The organism is Micromonospora sp. NPDC047644 (assembly GCF_040704315.1).
Classification (GTDB): Bacteria; Actinomycetota; Actinomycetes; order Mycobacteriales; family Micromonosporaceae; genus Micromonospora.
In genome coordinates this window covers 183,210-198,707 of record NZ_JBEYSY010000010.1, presented here as the reverse complement: position 1 = coordinate 198,707, position 15,498 = coordinate 183,210, and the positions used below count along the sequence as shown (strand labels likewise).

Below are 15,498 nucleotides of genomic sequence, written 5' to 3'. Positions count from 1 at the left end.
CATGATGGCGGTTCTGGGGTTCGTGGCTGTCCTGGCGCTGGTCACCGGCCTCATCCACCTCTACCTGTGGAAGCGGCTCGTGCGGGACACCACCACGCCGGGCCGCTGGCGACGGGTCGGCGGGATCGCCGCAGTGGTGCTGGCCCTGCTCGTGCCGGTCACCATGGCCGGCACGCAGGCCGGGCTCTACTGGCTCGCCTGGCCCGGCTACCTGTGGCTCGCGCTGATGTTCTACCTGCTGATCGTGCTGGTCGTGCTGGAAGTCCCGATGCTGGTCACCCGGTTGGTGCTGCGTCGCCGGGTGGTCGCCGCAGAGCCCACCACAGCCGCGCCCGAGCCGGTGCTCGTCGGGGCCGCCGGGCCGACCGACCCGCCGGCCGCCGACGCCGTCGCGGCACCGGACCACGACCCGTCCCGTCGGTTGGTGCTCGCCCGTGGGGCCGCGATCTTCGCCGGTCTCACCGCCACCGGCATCGTGGGGTACGGCGTTCGCACCGCACTCGGTCCACCCCAGCTCGACCGGGTACGCATCCCGCTGGCCAAACTCCCCCGCAGCATGGACGGCCTGCGCATCGCCACCGTCTCGGACATCCACCTCGGCCCGCTGCGCGGGCGGGCACACACCGAGCGGATCGTCGCCGCGATCAACCGGCTCGACGCGGACATCGTCGCGGTCGTCGGTGACCTGGTCGACGGCTCGGTGGCCGAACTCGGCGCGGCCGCCGAGCCGCTGCGTAACCTGCGCTCCCGCTACGGCAGCTTCTTCGTCACCGGCAACCACGAGTACTACTCCGGGGTGGAGGAGTGGGTGCAGGAGGTCGACCGGCTCGGTCTGCGGGTGCTGCAGAACCAGCGGCAGGAGATCCAGGCCCGGGGCGGTGTGCTCGACCTGGCCGGCGTGAACGACCTCACCGCGGTAGGCACCGGCCTCGCCGCCGGCCCGGACTTCGCCGCCGCCCTCGGCGACCGCGACCCGAGCCGTCCCGTGGTCCTGCTCGCGCACCAGCCGCTGGCGGCAAAGGAGGCCGCCCGGTACGGCGTCGACCTGCAACTGTCCGGGCACACCCACGGTGGGCAGATGGTGCCGTTCAACCTGGCCGTCAGGCTGGAGCAGCCGGTGGTCAGCGGGCTCGGTGAGGTCGACGGCACAAAGGTCTACGTGACCAACGGCGCCGGTTTCTGGGGGCCTCCGGTCCGGGTCGGGGCGGAGCCGCAGATCAGTCTGGTCGAGCTGCGCTCGGCATAGCGGAGGTCACGTCCGCGCGTGGCGGCGGGTGGCCGGCGCGGCGGGCGTGACAGGATGCGGCGTGCCCCCGTTCAGCGCCGTACCCCCCGGTGGCCTACCGCCATTCGTCGCGGACCTGCACATCCACTCGAAGTACTCGCGCGCGTGCAGCCGTGACCTCACCCTGCCGAACCTCGCGTGGTGGGCCCGGCGTAAGGGCATCGGCCTGCTCGGCACCGGCGACTTCACCCACCCCGCCTGGTACGACCACCTGCGGGAGACGCTGCGCCCGGCCGAACCGGGGCTCTACCGGCTCGACCCGGAGGCGGAACGCGACCTCGCCCGGCGGCTGCCACCCCGACTCGCGCCGAACGCGGAGGCGGACCCGGTCCGTTTCATGCTGAGCGTGGAAATCTCCACCATCTACAAGCGGGACGACCGGACCCGCAAGGTGCACCACCTGATCTACCTGCCGGATCTGGACGCGGTGGCCCGGTTCAACACCGCGCTGGGCCGGATCGGCAACCTCGGCTCCGACGGCCGGCCGATCCTCGGACTGGACTCCCGCGACCTGCTGGAGATCACCCTGGAGGCCAGCCCGGACGGCTACCTGGTGCCGGCGCACATCTGGACTCCCTGGTTCTCCGCGCTGGGCTCGAAGTCGGGCTTCGACGCGATCGCGGACTGCTACGCCGACCTGGCCGAGCACATCTTCGCGGTGGAGACCGGGCTCTCCTCCGACCCCGCCATGAACTGGCGGGTCGGCAGCCTGGACGGCTACCAACTCGTGTCCAACTCGGACGCGCACTCACCGCCGGCGCTCGGCCGGGAGGCGACGGTGCTGACCGCCGAACGGGACTACTTCGCCGTTCGGGAGGCGCTGCGTACCGGTGACGGCCTGGCCGGCACGATCGAGTTCTTCCCGGAGGAGGGCAAGTACCACGCGGACGGGCACCGACTGTGTGGGGTCAACTGGTCCCCGGAGCGCACCCGGGCAGCCGGCGGGCGCTGCCCCGAGTGCGGCAAACCCCTCACCGTGGGCGTCCTCAGCCGGATCGAGGAGTTGGCGGACCGGCCGGACGGGCACCGGCCGGCGCACGCCCGGGACGTCACCCACCTGGTGCCGCTGGCCGAGATCCTTGGCGAGATCAACAAGGTGGGTGCCCGATCGAAGAAGGTCGAGGGGCGGCTCAACGAGCTGCTGGCCACGCTCGGCCCCGAGCTGGAGATCCTGACCACGACGCCGCTGACCGAGATCGCACAGGCCGGTGGTGAGCTGCTCGCGGAGGGCATCGGGCGGCTGCGGCGCGGCGACGTCCGCCGGGTGCCCGGTTACGACGGCGAGTACGGCGTGATCACGCTCTTCGACCCGGCCGAGCTGGGCGCGCAGGAGACGCTGTTCGACGTACCGGTGCCGGCGCAGCGACGACCCGCGGAGCCGGCTCCCCGAGTCGCGGCCAAGCGCCCGGCGGCGGCCAAGGCGGAGCCGAAGCGCAAGCCGGTCCCGGCGCCCGCGCCGCCGATCGCGCCGCCACCATCGCCGCACGAGCCGTTCGAGCCGATGCTCGCCGGCATGGAGGAGGTCGGCACCGGCCTGCTGGACCGACTGGACGCCATGCAGCGGGTGGCCGCCTCCGCACCCGGCGGCCCGCTGCTCATCGTGGCCGGCCCGGGTACCGGCAAGACCAGGACGCTCACCCACCGGATCGCGTACCTCTGCGCGGAGCTGAACGTCTTCCCCGAGCACTGCCTCGCGATCACGTTCACCCGTCGGGCAGCCGAGGAACTACGGCACCGCCTCGACGGCCTGCTCGGCCCGGTCGCCGAGGATGTCACAGTGGGCACGTTCCACGCGTTGGGGTTGACCATCCTGCGGGAGAACGTCGGCGCGGCGGGTCTGCCCACCGACTTCCGGATCGCCGACGACGCCGAGCGGGCGGCGGCACGCGCCGAGGCCGGCGACGACAGCGCCGCGTACGTGTCACTGCTGCGCAAGCAGGATCTGGTCGACCTGGACGAACTGGTGACCCTGCCGGTGGAGCTGCTGCGGGCCGACCGGAAGTTGGTCGAACGGTACCGGGACCGCTGGCGGTGGATCTTCGTCGACGAGTACCAGGACGTCGACGAGGTGCAGTACGAGCTGCTGCGGCTGCTCAGCCCCGCCAACGGCAACCTCTGCGCGATCGGCGACCCGGACCAGGCCATCTACTCGTTCCGGGGTGCCGACGTCGGCTACTTCCTGCGCTTCTCCGAAGATTTCACCGACGCCCGACTGGTCCGGCTCAACCGCAACTACCGCTCGTCGGCCCCGATCCTGGCCGCCGCCGTGCAGGCCATCGCGCCGTCCTCGCTGGTCCGGGGCCGGCGGCTCGACCCGGCCCGGCTCGACCCGGAAGCTCCGCTGGTCGGGCGGTACCCGGCCGCGTCGGTGACCGAGGAGGCCGACTTCGTGGTGCGTACCGTCGACGATCTGGTCGGCGGGTTGTCGCACCGCTCCCTGGACTCGGGCCGCATCGACGGCCGCTCCACCACGCTGTCGTTCTCCGACATCGCCGTGCTCTACCGCACCGACGCGCAGGCCGCCCCGATCGTGGACGCTCTGACCCGGGCCAACATCCCCGTGCAGAAGCGTTCCCATGACCGGCTGCGGGATCGGCCCGGGGTGGCGGCCATCGCCCGCGAGCTGCGACACGCCGACGGCCTGGCTGGTCCACTCGCCGCCCGGGTGCGGCTGGCCGGTCAGGTGGTCGCCGAGCGGTTCGCCGTGCCCACCCTGGACGGCGCCGGCAGCACGGTCCGCCCCGAGGACGTCCGCTCGGCCGTGGACCTGCTGACCCCGCTGGCCCGACGCTGCGGTGACGACCTGGAGGCATTCCTGTCGCAGTTGGCCACCGGCGCGGAGGTGGACGCGCTCGACCCGCGGGCCGAGGCGGTCACGCTGCTCACCCTGCACGCCGCGAAGGGCCTGGAGTTCCCGGTGGTCTTCCTGGTCGGTGTCGAGGACGGGTTGTTGCCGATTCGCTGGCCGGGCTCGACCCCCGACGAGGACGCCGTCGCCGAGGAGCGCCGGCTCTTCTTCGTCGGCCTGACCCGGGCCCAGGACCGGCTGTACGTCAGTCACGCCGCCCGCCGCACCCGGCACGGCAGCGAGCGCGACTGCATACCGTCGCCGTTCCTCGGCACCATCGATCCCGGGCTCTTCGAACGCTTCGGCGAAGCCGAACCCCGCCGCCCCAAGGACCGCCAACTCCGCCTGATCTAACCCCCGCCCCCCTCACGCCCCCACGCCGCCCGGCCGCCGCCCTCACCCCCGAGCCCCCGAGCCCCCACGCCGCCACGCCGCCACGCCGCCACGCCGCCACGCCGCCACGCCGCCGATCTTGCACTTTCGGTTGTCGATGCGCGTGGAATGCACCTTATGTCGGCACAGAAACTGCAAGATCGACGAACCGGGGGCGGGGCCAGGGCCGGGGCGGGCAGGGCCACGGCCAGGGCCGGGGCGGGCAGGGCCGGGGCGGGCAGGGCCGGGGCAGGGGCGGGGCGGGGTAGTTAGGGGAGGAGGGTGGCTAGCCAGGCGCCCGTCAGTAGGGCCGGGCCCAGGGGTAACAGGGTGGTTCGGTGCACCTTTCGGGTGACGAGCAGGCCGAGCACCAGACCGCCGTGCAGCACGTGCGGCAGGAGCAACCCGGTGAGCAGGGTGTCCCACCCCAACCAGCCAAGCGGCAGGCCGAGGACGGCGGCGAGTTTCACGTCCCCGAAACCCAACCGTGAGCCGGGCAGCAGGGCCAGCAGCACGTGCGCCGCGCTCGCGACGGCCGCACCTCCCAGCGCGCCGAGCAGCCGGCCGGGAGTGCCGGACAGCAGCGCCGCTGTGGTCAGCCCTCCGAGGGCCAGCAGCCCGGCGACGAGGACCAGCGGATTGGGCAGCCGCAGGCAGGCCAGGTCGACCCGCGCCAGCACCAGACCGACCGCCGCGACCGCGAGGAAGGCCGGCAGCGCCGGGTCGTCACCTATGGCGACAGCAAGGCCGACGAAGATGCCCGCCGCCACCACCGGGTCGACCCAGGGCCGCCGGACCGGCTGCGGCAGTGGAAACGCCGGTAGCCGCGCGTCCGCGGTGGCGAAGCGCCGCGACACCAGGGGTACGACGAGGCCGACCAGCGCGCCGAGCAGCGCGATCGACACCAGCGCGACGGCCGACATGCGCCGGACGTTACTGGCGGTCGCGCACCGACGCATCCCCCGAACGTGATCCCGGCGTGTCCCCCGATCGTGATCCCGGCGTGTCCTCCGACAGTGATGCCGACGCATCCCCCGAACGTGATGCCGGCGTATCCCCCGGTCGTGATCCCGTGCCTGACCGACGCGGCCGTTCGGTGGTCACCACCAGCGCGACCCCGGCGACGATGACGGCGCCGCCGAGCAGCACCTGCGGGGTGATCGGCTCGGCCACCAGCAGCGCGCCGAGCGCCACCGCGACCGCCGGGTTCACGTAGGCGTACGTCGACACCAGTGAGATGGGCGCGTTGTGCAGCAGCCAGACGTACGCGGTGAAGGCCACCAGCGAGCCGGCCACCATGAGGTAGCCCAAGGCCAACCAGGACCGGGTGCTCACCTCCGCCGGGTGGAAGTCGGCCAGTTCGCCCCGACCGGCGGCGACGGCCACCAGCGCCAGCGCGCCGGCCATCATCTCGTACACCGTGGCCACGAAAGGGTCGGTGGGCATCCGGATCCGTCCGGACAGGAACGACCCAACCGACCAGGAGGTGGCCGCCGCCACCACTGTCAACGCCCCGACCAGGGGCACCGCTGCCGAACTACCGCCCGGCAGCACCAGCAGGACGAGGCCGACGAAGCCCACCGTGACCCCGGCGAACGTCCAGATCGGCGGCCGGTCCCCGGTGGCCGAGCGCAAGAGCACGACCAGCAACGGCACCGTGGCCACCAGCAGGGCGGCGATCCCGGACGGCAGCGCCACTCCCGGCGGCCCTTCTTCGGCGAGCACCACCAGGCCGTTGCCACCGGTGAGCAGGAGCACCCCGACCAGGGCGGCCGAGCCGAGTTGCCGGCGGTCCACCCGCAGCGCGCCGGGGCCGCGACGCAGTCGCAGCACCACTGCCAGGACCAAGCCGGCCACGGCGAAGCGGAGCGCGGCCGACAGCAGTGGAGGCAACGTCTCCACGGTGATCCGGATGGCCAGATAGGTCGACCCCCAGAGCACGTAGACCACGATCAACGCGGTCCAGATCAGGGTCGGTGTGCTGGTGGCACGACGGCCGGCGAGGGCCGTGGTGCTCGGTGGAGGTGAGCTCATCAGTGGACCACGCTACGGTGACCCCGGAGCCCGCGTCGCGTTTTGGTGGCCGGCCTCTCACCACTCGTGCAGGAGGGCGGCATGACGAACTACGGACATCCGGGGAGCGGCCACCCGGGGCCGTGGCGTGGGCAAAGACCCGACGAGACGCCCGGTCGACCGCCGCAGCAGCCCTACCCGCCCGCGGCGGAGCCCTACCCACCGGCGGTCCCGTCGTACCCGCCCGCAGCGCAGGGACGGCCCGGGGCGTACGGCGGCCCACCCACCCCGCCCTACGGTGCGACGCCCGACGCGGCCTACGGCGGCGCGACGGCAACGCCGTACGGCGGAGGGACAGCCACGCCCTACGGTCACGAGCCCCGCCCGCCCTACGGCGACCCGTACCAGCCGACCCCGACGTACGGCGGGCAGCCGTACCGGCCCGACGACCCGTACGGCGAGGATCCGGCACCGAGCCGGCGCGGTCGGGGGCCGCTGATCGCGGTCCTGGCCGTCGTCCTGCTGGTGGTGGCCGCCGCCGGGGCGTTCTGGTTGCGCAGGGGGCAGAGCGACCCGGTGCCCGCAGCCGCGCCGAGCAACTCGGCCGTCGCCGGTGAGCCCAGCGCGGACGCGGTCGAGCCCGTGCCGAGCGCGGCCGCGCCGGAGTCGTCGGCCGATCCCCGGTTCGCAAAGGTCGGCCAGTGTGTCCGCAACGACGGCACCGCCGGTGGCAAGCCGAAGCTGCTGATCAGCGGTTGTGCTGCGAAGTCGTACGAGGTGCTGAGCCGGATCGACGGCCCGACCAGCGGCGAGCGGGACGCCGAGGCCAAGTGCGCCAAGGTCGAGGGCTACACCAACTGGTATTTCTTCGACAGTGAGCTGGACACCCTCGATTTCGTCCTCTGCCTCAAGCAACGCTGAGACCACCCACCCCCGGGAATGACATGACGACCTACGGACCTGCGGGTTCCGACCAGCCGGACGATCCGTACCAGCGCCCGCCCAATGGGCCTGACAGCTCACCACCGGTCGATGAGACGCTGCCCCTGGCGAGTACCCCGCCGCCGGCAGACGACCCGACCCGGCAGCAGTGGGGTCCCCCGCCGACCGGCGCGGAGCCACCGACGGTTCCCATGTGGGCGCAGCCCACCAACCCGGAGCCGCCGACCGCACCGATGTCGGCGCCCACCTCGGGCCCGGGTCACCCACCGCCCGGCCCGTATCCGCCATCGGGCCCGACACCGCCGGCCGGGCCGTACCCACCGGCCGGCTCGACACCGCCGGCCGGGCCGTACCCACCGGCCGGGCCGTACCCACCGGCGGGCCCGTACCCACCGGCGGGCCCGGTGCCTGGTCAGCCGTCCGGGTCGGCGCCGGGTCAGCCACCCGCGCCCTGGGGTCAGCAGCCGCCCGGCGGCTACGGGATGCCGCCCGCCGCGCCCGCGAAGAAGACCGGCCGCAACGTCGCTCTGATCATCACCGTGGTGGTGCTGCTCGTGCTCTGCCCGTGCCTCGGCCTGGCCGGATGGGCGGTCTGGAAGGTGGCCGACGCTGGCAGTGACGCGGCGGATACCCCGTCGACGAGCGCCCCGGGCCTGCCACCCACGCTGCCCAGCGACGCTCCGACGTCGGCCGCCCCGACTCCGGGCACCGAGTTCGCCAGGGGTGACTGCGTGGTGAACGACGGCAGTGCGAGCGACGCGCAGCTCCGTAAGGTGCCCTGCGGCCCGAACACATATCAGGTGCTGCTGCGGATTCCGGCGACCACCGACGGCGACCGGTGCGAGATGCTCGCGCCGCAGGCGACCGCGAACTATGTGCACGACAACTCGGTCGACCTGTTCGACTACGTGCTCTGCCTGAAGGAGCGCTAGGTCCGATTGCCAAAACTAGGGCTGTCTAGCGTGGATGCTAGACAGCCCTAGTTTGTGGTCGACGGTCTCGACACGCCGGTAGCCCCATCTATCCATGTCTAGCCTCGCAGCTAGATGGCCCGATAATCTGCGATGCGTGGATCCGGTCCGCAACCCGTACGCGCCGGGCGCCGGTCAGCGTCCGCCCGAACTTGCCGGGCGGGGGCGGGAGCTGGACGTCTTCGACATCGTGCTCGAGCGCATCGCCCGGGGCCGACCCGAGCGCAGCCTCATGCTCACCGGCCTGCGGGGCGTCGGCAAGACGGTTCTGCTCAACACGCTCCGTTCGCAGGCGATCAACCGGCTCTGGGGCAGCGGCAAGATCGAGGCCCGACCGGACCAGTCGTTGCGCAGACCAGTCGCCGCCGCACTGCACATGGCCGTCCGGGAGCTGGCCCCCCGACACCGCGCACCGGACCGCATCGACGCGTTCCTCGGCGTCCTCAAGGCGTTCGCCCAGCGGTCCAACCCGACCGGCCGGACCGGCGCGGCCACCAAGCTGCGCGACCGGTGGCAGCCCGGCATCGACGTGCCGGCCGCCAGCGGTCGGGCCGACTCCGGTGACATCGAGATCGACCTGGTCGAACTGTTCAGTGACGCCGCCGCCGTGGCCAGCGACGTCGGCACCGGCATTGCCATCTTCATCGACGAGATGCAGGATCTCGGCCCGGAGGACGTGTCGGCGCTCTGCGCCGCCTGCCACGAGCTGTCCCAGCTCGGCGCGCCGCTGATCGTCGTCGGCGCCGGCCTTCCGCACCTGCCGGCGGTGCTCAGCGCCGCCAAGTCGTACTCCGAACGGCTGTTCCGCTACCAACGCATCGACCGGCTCGATCGGATCGCCGCCGACCGGGCGCTCTGCGCGCCGGCCGAGCGCGAGGAGGTCGAGTACGAGCAGAAGGCGCTCGACCTGCTCTACGAGAAGTCCGGCGGCTATCCCTACTTCGTCCAGGCGTACGGCAAGGCCACCTGGGACCACGCGCCACGCTCGCCGATCACGGCCGCCGACGTGCGGGTGGCCGCGCCCGAGGCGGAGGCCGAGCTGGCGGTCGGGTTCTTCGGTTCCCGGTTCGAACGGGCCACTCCCGCTGAACGCGAGTACATGCGGGCGATGGCCATGATGTCCGCGGTCGAGGGCGAGCCCGGCGAGGTGGTCCGCGACGACATGGACGCCGCCGTGCCCACTGCGGAGATCGCCCGTGCCCTCGGCCGCAAGCCGGCCAGTCTGTCCCCGGCCCGGGACGCGCTGATCAAGAAGGGGCTGATCTACTCCGGTGAGCGGGGCACTGTCGCCTTCACCGTCCCGCACTTCGGCCGGTACCTGCGGACGCAGCCGGCCTGAGGCCCGGTCAGACCTTCGACCACGGGGCCGGGAAGAGCACCTCGCCACGAGGTGGGGGGCCTTCCTCGCTGGTGGACGGCGGCAGCACCAGCGCCTGCCAGGGCTCACCGAGGCCGGCCCAGGGACCGGTCAGGCCCAGTTCACTCGCCGGGCCGAACCCGAACCGGCGGTAGAAGACCGGGGCGCCGAGGACGACGACGAGCCGCTCGCCCAACTCGGTGGACGCATCCAGGGCAGCCTGCACGACCGCCGTGCCGTGCCCGACACGCTGTCGGTGCGGCGCGACCGCCACCGGGCCGAGGGCCAGGACGGGCATGTCCGAGCCTCGCTCCGGCCGCAGCCGCACCCGGGTGAGCAGCGCGTAGCCGACCACCTCACCGCCGTACTCGGCGACCATGGCCAACTCCGGCAGCCAGGCGGTGGTGTCGCGCAGCTCGTCGACCAGGCTGACCTCCGGCGGCGTCGCCAAGTCCGGGCGGGCGAAGGCGGCGGCCAGTACGCGGCGGACCGGGCCGGCGTCGGCCGGGTCCTCGGGGCGTAGCCGCAGCGTGGTCACCCGCGCGACGTTACCCGCCGACGCCCGTCCATCCGTGACGGTCGCTCGATTCGGCGTGGCGTACGTGTACGAACACCAATCCGATCCTGCGGTTGACGGGGTAGCAAACGTCGCGAGGGGGTATGACTGATCCATGACGCCCGTACGTTCCCTCGCCCGCGCCATGCTGAGCGGCATCTTCGTGGTCAGCGGGTATCGCAACCTCCGCGACCCCGGCCGGCTCGCGGTGGCCGCCAGACCGGTGACCGACAAGGTCGCGCCGGTGCTGAAGAAGGCACACCCGAGCTTCCCCACCGAGACCGAGACGTTGATCCGGCTCAACGCGGCCGTACAGGTCGGCGCCGGGCTGATGCTGGCCACCGGTCGGCTCAGCCGGCCCGCGGCGCTGGTTCTGGCCGGCACGCTGGTGCCGGTGACAGTCGCCGGGCATCCCTTCTGGAAGAACGACGACCCGATCGCCAAGAACAACAACCAGATCCACGCGCTGAAGAACCTCGGGCTCCTCGGCGGTCTGCTCCTCGCCGCCGCGGACACCGGTGGCAAGCCGGGTCTGCGGTGGCGGACGGGCCACCGCATCGGCCACTCTCGACGTTCCATGCAACGCGCCGTCCGGACGGCCCGCCGCGAGGCCCGGATCGCCGTCCGCTCCGCGTCCACCGCACGTCGACTCCCCGGCTGACCTGCGTCGATCCGTCTCCGTCTCACCCCCACCCCTCGCTAAGGCCGCGAATTACCTGAACCACCCGGTAGGCGTTAACGCGGTGGAAATGTCAAAAACATGTGTGGGATCGGACACGGTCGCATAACGCGGGAGGCACTGACGTGAGGCGCCGTTCTAGGCTCCGTGCAGGACCTGGACGGGTAGGACGACCTTGGTACGGGGGTGGCCACGCCATGCCGACGGATGTCGGTAGACGGGCGGACCGCCTCGCCCCAATCCAACGTGTGTCACGCGGCATCGACCGCGTGGCTCGCGGGATCGATCGCAGGAACGTCGTACGGGGCGCCATCGTGGCCGCCGTCGCCTATGCCGCATGGCTTGCCATCGGCACCTTCGGGCGGCCGTACAACTTCTTCGACATGAAGATCTACCACGGTGCCGTGGTGTGGTGGGCGAGCGGTCACGAGCTCTACGAGTTCATCGCGCCCGAAACCACACTCGGGTTCACCTACCCACCCTTCGCCGGGCTGGTCATGCTGCCGATGGCGCAGCTGCCGATCGGCGCGGCCGGCCTGGTCAACGCCGCCGCCAGCATCGCCGCCCTGGCGTTGGTGCTGGCCGGGCTGCTCCGACCCATCGTGGACCGACTGGGATGGCCACTGTGGTTCACGGTGGCCCTGGCGGTGCCGCTCGCGGTCGCCATCGAGCCAGGTCGGGAGACGCTCGGCTACGGCCAGGTCAACATCCTGCTGTTCGCCTTGATCATGGCTGACCTGATCGGCCTTCGCTGGCGGTCCCGCCGGGGCACCCACTACGCCGCCACCGACGGTCCGCTGCTGCGCTTCATCTACGGCGGAGCCTGGGCGGGGGCCGGCATCGGCCTCGCCACGGCGGTCAAGCTCACCCCGGCGCTGTTCATCGCCTACCTGCTGATCACCCGTCAGTGGCGGGTGGCGGCCACCGCCATCGGCACGACGATCGGCGTGACGTTGGGGACCTTCGCGATCGTCGGTGACGAGTCGCGGACCTACTTCGGCAGCGTGCTGTGGCAGACCGAACGCGTCGGCGCGGCGGACATGACGCCCAATCAGTCCCTCGCCGGCCTGCTGGCCCGGCTGTACGACTCGATCGAGACCCCGGGGCTGCTGTGGCTCGCCTTCTCGGTGCTGGTCCTGGCGCTCGGCCTGTCCCGGGCGGCGAGTTCCCGCGCCGACGGTGACGAGTTGACCGCGTTCACGTTGGTGGGTCTCACCGCGAACGTGATCAGCCCGATCTCCTGGACGCACCACCTGGTCTGGGTGATCCCGGCGATCATCGTGCTGGCCGACGCCGCCGTGCGTCGCCGCGAGGCGAGCCGGGGGATGCCGCAGCGCACCGGTCAGGGGCCGGCCTTCGGCGGTCTACCCGGTGTCAACGGGCTCCGTTCGCCGATCTGGTACCCGACGCTGACCGGGCTCCGCCACGGCCTCGCAGCGATCGGGCTCTACCTGCTCTTCCTGATCTCCCCGATCTGGCCGTACGAACACCAACTGCCGGAGATGTCGCACTACCAGGACGGTCTGTTCGGGGCGCTGATGGAGAACTCGCTCGCGCTGGCGCTGATCGTCCTGGTCGCCGCGCTGCCCTGGCGCCCCGGCGCGGAGCCGGCGTTCTACGGCGACCGGCTCGCCCGGGCCGTGGTGGTCAACGGCCGTCGCTGACCATCAGGGGCAGTTGACCCATTCCTCGGTGCCGTCGGTGAAGACCTGCCGCTTCCAGATCGGCAGTCGCGCCTTGACCTCGTCGACCAGCCGGGCGCAGGCCGCGAAGGCCGCAGCCCGGTGCGCGGTGCTCACCGCGGCGACAAGCGCGACGTCGCCGATCGCCAGGGGACCGACCCGGTGCGAGACCGCCACCGCGTAGACGTCGGGCTCCGCGGCGATCTCGGCGGCCACCTCGCGCAGCACCTGTGCGGCGCTCGGGTGGCCCTCGTACTCCAGGCTGGTGACCTGGCGACCGTGGTCGTGGTCGCGGACCACGCCCTGGAACGACACCACGGCGCCGGCCCGGCGGTCGGCGACCGCCGCCTCGTGCGTGGCGAGATCGAGCGGCTGGTCGGTGACCTCACCGAAGGTGATCGCTGGTGCGGTCACGACGTACGCTCCCCGGGAAACAACGGCAGTGGCACGATCGGCACCCGGTCGCCCGGCTCACCGCGGGTGCCGGGTCGGATGACCGCGAACCCGTCCGCGCCGGCCAGGCCGCGCAGCATCGCCGAACCGACGTGACGGACCGGGAACGCGACACCGGCGGACCGGTCCAGTCGGACCAACGCCAGGTGGGTGTGGTCACCGCGACCGGGCACCGCCTCGGCCAACGTGACCTGCGGCAGCACCGGCATCGACCGGCCCTGGAGACCGGCGAGCAGCGGGGCCACCAACGACACCAGCGCGACGATGGCGGACTGCGGGTTGCCGGGCAGCCCGGCCACGAACCGGGCTCGCCCGTCGGGGCCGGTCAGCCGGGCCAGCAGCATCGGGAAGCCCGGGCGAACCGCCACCGTGTTCACCACGTAGTCGGCGCCGAGCGCCTCCAGGGTCGGGTGCAGGTGGTCGACCGGACCGTTCATCGTGCCGCCGGTGGTGCAGACCAGATCGGCGTGGCTCAGCGCCGACCGTAGGGCCGCCACGTGCGCGGGCAGCGTGTCGGCCACCGGGCCGACCACGTCGGACGGGCGGACCTGGCAGCCGTAGCGCCGCAGCCAGGCCGGCACCGCGGGGCCCAGCGCGTCGCGGATGCGACCGGCCGCGGGCGGACCCGCCGTCAGCAGCTCGTCACCGAAGACCAGCAGCGCGGCGCGCGGCACCCGCCGGACCCGCAGCGTGTCGTGCCCGCAGGCGGCGGCCAGGCCGATCACCGCCGGGTCGACCGGCGTGCCGACCGGCAACAACTCCTCATCGGCGTACGCCTCCTCGCCGGGTTTCCGCCACTCGGGCGTCTCCCGGGGGACGCCGCTGATCAGGCCGGTGGTGGATGCGGAGGACTCCTCGACGCGGAGCACGGCGGTGGCGCCCTCCGGCACCATCGCGCCGGTCGCGATCTCGACGGTGGTGTCGTCCTCGGTCAGGGGAGCGGGGGTGCTGCCGGCCAGGACCCGGCCGACGACGCGCCACGGCCCACGGCCGCGCACGGCCCAGCCGTCCACGCTGGAGGTCGGGAACGCCGGCAGGTCGGTGCGGGTGGTCAACGGCTCGGCCAGTGTCGACCCGTCGGTGTCGGCGAGTGGTCGGGCGGCGGCGGGCAGCGCGGCGGCCAGACCGACCGCGTAGACCCGCGAACGGGCTTCTTCCCACCCGGCTGGCGGGGGTGCGGTGACCCGATCCGCGGTGGGTGCGGTTTCCGTGCTCACCGACCGAGCCTATCGGCCCGGACCGACACCCGCCCGGGCCTGGCGCGCACCGGTCGGTGCTCGCCGCGGAGCGGTCAGTGGTCCCCGCCGCGGAGCTGATCGACGGTGTGGCCGAGGATCGGCCCGAGAACGGCCAGGCCATCCCGGGCACCACCGGTCGAGCCGGGCAGATTGACCACCAGCATCCGGCCGGAGACCCCGGCCAGGCCCCGGGACAGCACCGACGTCGGCACGCGGTCACGACTGTGCGCCCGGATCGCCTCGGCGACACCGGGGATCTCGTAATCCAGCAGGCTCCGCGTCACGTCCGGGGTCCGGTCCGTCGGGGTCACTCCGGTGCCGCCGCTGGTCAGCACCACGTCGACACCGTCGGCGCGGGCGGCCCGCAGAGCGTCGCCGACCGGCTCGCCGTCGGGCACCACCACCGGGTCGTCGACCTGGCAGCCCAGCTCACGCAGCCCGGCCACGAGCAGCGGGCCGCTGGTGTCGGCGTAGACACCGGCCGCAGCCCGGTTGGAAGCGACGATCACCCGGGCCCGGATCACGGCCGGTCCTCCGGCCGAACCCACTCGCCGGTCTTGCCGCCCTCCTTGCGCAGCACCCGGACCGCCTCCACCGAGGCCGCCGGGTCGACCGCCTTGACCATGTCGACCAGGGCGAGGCCGGCGACAGCAACCGCGGTCAGTGCCTCCATCTCCACCCCCGTCCGGTCCGCCGTGCGGGCGGTGGCCGTGATCTCCACGGTGTCGGCGGTCAGCCGCAGGTCGACGGTGACGGCGTGCAGCGCGATCGGGTGGCAGAGCGGGATCAGGTCAGGAGTGCGCTTGGCCCCCATGATTCCGGCCAGCCGCCCGACGGCCAACGCGTCACCCTTGGGCAGCCCGTCGCGATGCAGCAGGTCGATGACCTCGGGCGTGGTCCGCAGTCGGCCGGCCGCGACGGCCAGGCGACCGGTCACCGCCTTGGCGGAGACGTCGACCATGCGGGCCGCGCCGGTGCGATCGACGTGGCTGAGCTGCGCGGGTTCGGTCACGGTCGTGAGCCTATCGGTGTGGTCCGACGGTGGTCGGAAGGAGCGGCGTCACGCCGGCGACCGCACCGGGTGCTGACGGCGCAACGGGCC

General features: G+C 72.7%; 13 protein-coding genes and 1 pseudogene. 7 read left to right on the top strand and 7 right to left on the bottom strand.

What is annotated here, in order from left to right; all coding sequences use genetic code 11:
- The first annotated feature begins 1 nt into the window (after position 1).
- Together AB0877_RS18405 and AB0877_RS18400 are read left to right on the top strand one after the other, a co-directional pair.
- Positions 2 to 1,246 carry a metallophosphoesterase gene (locus AB0877_RS18405; RefSeq protein ID WP_366610080.1) on the top strand — a complete coding sequence of 415 codons (1,245 nt, stop codon included), beginning with the start codon at positions 2 to 4 and terminating at the stop codon, positions 1,244 to 1,246.
- 61 nt (positions 1,247 to 1,307) lie between these two features.
- Complete coding sequence (locus AB0877_RS18400; RefSeq protein WP_366610079.1) at positions 1,308 to 4,487, top strand: UvrD-helicase domain-containing protein; 3,180 nt, start codon at positions 1,308 to 1,310, stop codon at positions 4,485 to 4,487.
- Between the two features lie 287 nt (positions 4,488 to 4,774).
- Here the strand turns inward: AB0877_RS18400 and AB0877_RS18395 are convergent, their stop codons facing one another.
- Together AB0877_RS18395 and AB0877_RS18390 are read right to left on the bottom strand one after the other, a co-directional pair.
- A complete protein-coding gene (locus tag AB0877_RS18395; protein WP_366610077.1) occupies positions 4,775 to 5,428 on the bottom strand; it encodes a prepilin peptidase in 654 nt (217 codons plus the stop codon).
- Between the two features lie 10 nt (positions 5,429 to 5,438).
- Positions 5,439 to 6,539 (bottom strand): EamA family transporter, encoded by a 1,101-nt coding sequence (locus AB0877_RS18390; protein WP_366610075.1) that lies wholly within the window; start codon positions 6,537 to 6,539, stop codon positions 5,439 to 5,441.
- A gap of 432 nt (positions 6,540 to 6,971) precedes the next feature.
- Between AB0877_RS18390 and AB0877_RS18385 the strand changes: the two are divergent.
- From AB0877_RS18385 to AB0877_RS18375, 3 genes and pseudogenes are all read left to right on the top strand, one after another.
- Positions 6,972 to 7,439: pseudogene (locus tag AB0877_RS18385) on the top strand (hypothetical protein); the annotation flags it as partial.
- A 548-nt stretch (positions 7,440 to 7,987) separates the two neighbouring features.
- Positions 7,988 to 8,392, top strand: coding sequence for a hypothetical protein (locus tag AB0877_RS18380; RefSeq protein WP_366610275.1), 405 nt, complete (start codon positions 7,988 to 7,990; stop codon positions 8,390 to 8,392).
- A 136-nt stretch (positions 8,393 to 8,528) separates the two neighbouring features.
- Positions 8,529 to 9,770 carry an ATP-binding protein gene (locus AB0877_RS18375; protein ID WP_366610074.1) on the top strand — a complete coding sequence of 414 codons (1,242 nt, stop codon included), beginning with the start codon at positions 8,529 to 8,531 and terminating at the stop codon, positions 9,768 to 9,770.
- Between the two features lie 7 nt (positions 9,771 to 9,777).
- Here AB0877_RS18375 and AB0877_RS18370 read toward each other — a convergent pair whose 3' ends face one another.
- Complete coding sequence (locus tag AB0877_RS18370) at positions 9,778 to 10,326, bottom strand: N-acetyltransferase (RefSeq protein ID WP_366610072.1); 549 nt, start codon at positions 10,324 to 10,326, stop codon at positions 9,778 to 9,780.
- 133 nt (positions 10,327 to 10,459) lie between these two features.
- Between AB0877_RS18370 and AB0877_RS18365 the strand changes: the two genes are divergently transcribed.
- Positions 10,460 to 11,005 carry a DoxX family protein gene (locus tag AB0877_RS18365; protein ID WP_366610071.1) on the top strand — a complete coding sequence of 182 codons (546 nt, stop codon included), beginning with the start codon at positions 10,460 to 10,462 and terminating at the stop codon, positions 11,003 to 11,005.
- Between the two features lie 215 nt (positions 11,006 to 11,220).
- On the top strand, positions 11,221 to 12,687 hold the full coding sequence (locus tag AB0877_RS18360; protein ID WP_366610069.1) for a glycosyltransferase 87 family protein: 1,467 nt from the start codon (positions 11,221 to 11,223) through the stop codon (positions 12,685 to 12,687).
- Positions 12,688 to 12,690: 3 nt separating this feature from the next.
- On the opposite strand, the gene AB0877_RS18355 is transcribed toward AB0877_RS18360, so the two are convergent.
- The 4 genes from AB0877_RS18355 to moaC form a co-directional block, all read right to left on the bottom strand.
- Positions 12,691 to 13,119 (bottom strand): molybdenum cofactor biosynthesis protein MoaE, encoded by a 429-nt coding sequence (locus tag AB0877_RS18355; RefSeq protein ID WP_130405760.1) that lies wholly within the window; start codon positions 13,117 to 13,119, stop codon positions 12,691 to 12,693.
- Positions 13,116 to 14,375 (bottom strand): molybdopterin molybdotransferase MoeA, encoded by a 1,260-nt coding sequence (locus AB0877_RS18350; protein ID WP_366610067.1) that lies wholly within the window; start codon positions 14,373 to 14,375, stop codon positions 13,116 to 13,118. Before AB0877_RS18350 ends, AB0877_RS18355 begins: the two co-directional genes overlap by 4 nt.
- A gap of 74 nt (positions 14,376 to 14,449) precedes the next feature.
- Positions 14,450 to 14,920, bottom strand: a complete 471-nt coding sequence (locus AB0877_RS18345) for a MogA/MoaB family molybdenum cofactor biosynthesis protein (protein WP_366610065.1) — start codon at positions 14,918 to 14,920, stop codon at positions 14,450 to 14,452.
- The gene (gene moaC, locus AB0877_RS18340; RefSeq protein ID WP_366610064.1) at positions 14,917 to 15,408 is read right to left on the bottom strand and encodes a cyclic pyranopterin monophosphate synthase MoaC; all 492 of its coding nucleotides are present in this window, start codon (positions 15,406 to 15,408) and stop codon (positions 14,917 to 14,919) included. Before moaC ends, AB0877_RS18345 begins: the two co-directional genes overlap by 4 nt.
- Positions 15,409 to 15,498 lie beyond the last annotated feature (90 nt).

What these genes read in the sequence shown, in the direction of transcription:
- AB0877_RS18405 (WP_366610080.1), top strand. Translation starts at nt 2, where the DNA reads ATGATGGCGGTTCTGGGGTTCGTGGCTGTCCTGGCGCTGGTCACCGGC.
- AB0877_RS18395 (WP_366610077.1), bottom strand. Translation starts at nt 5,428, where the DNA reads ATGTCGGCCGTCGCGCTGGTGTCGATCGCGCTGCTCGGCGCGCTGGTC.
- AB0877_RS18390 (WP_366610075.1), bottom strand. Translation starts at nt 6,539, where the DNA reads ATGAGCTCACCTCCACCGAGCACCACGGCCCTCGCCGGCCGTCGTGCC.
- AB0877_RS18365 (WP_366610071.1), top strand. Translation starts at nt 10,460, where the DNA reads ATGACGCCCGTACGTTCCCTCGCCCGCGCCATGCTGAGCGGCATCTTC.
- AB0877_RS18360 (WP_366610069.1), top strand. Translation starts at nt 11,221, where the DNA reads ATGCCGACGGATGTCGGTAGACGGGCGGACCGCCTCGCCCCAATCCAA.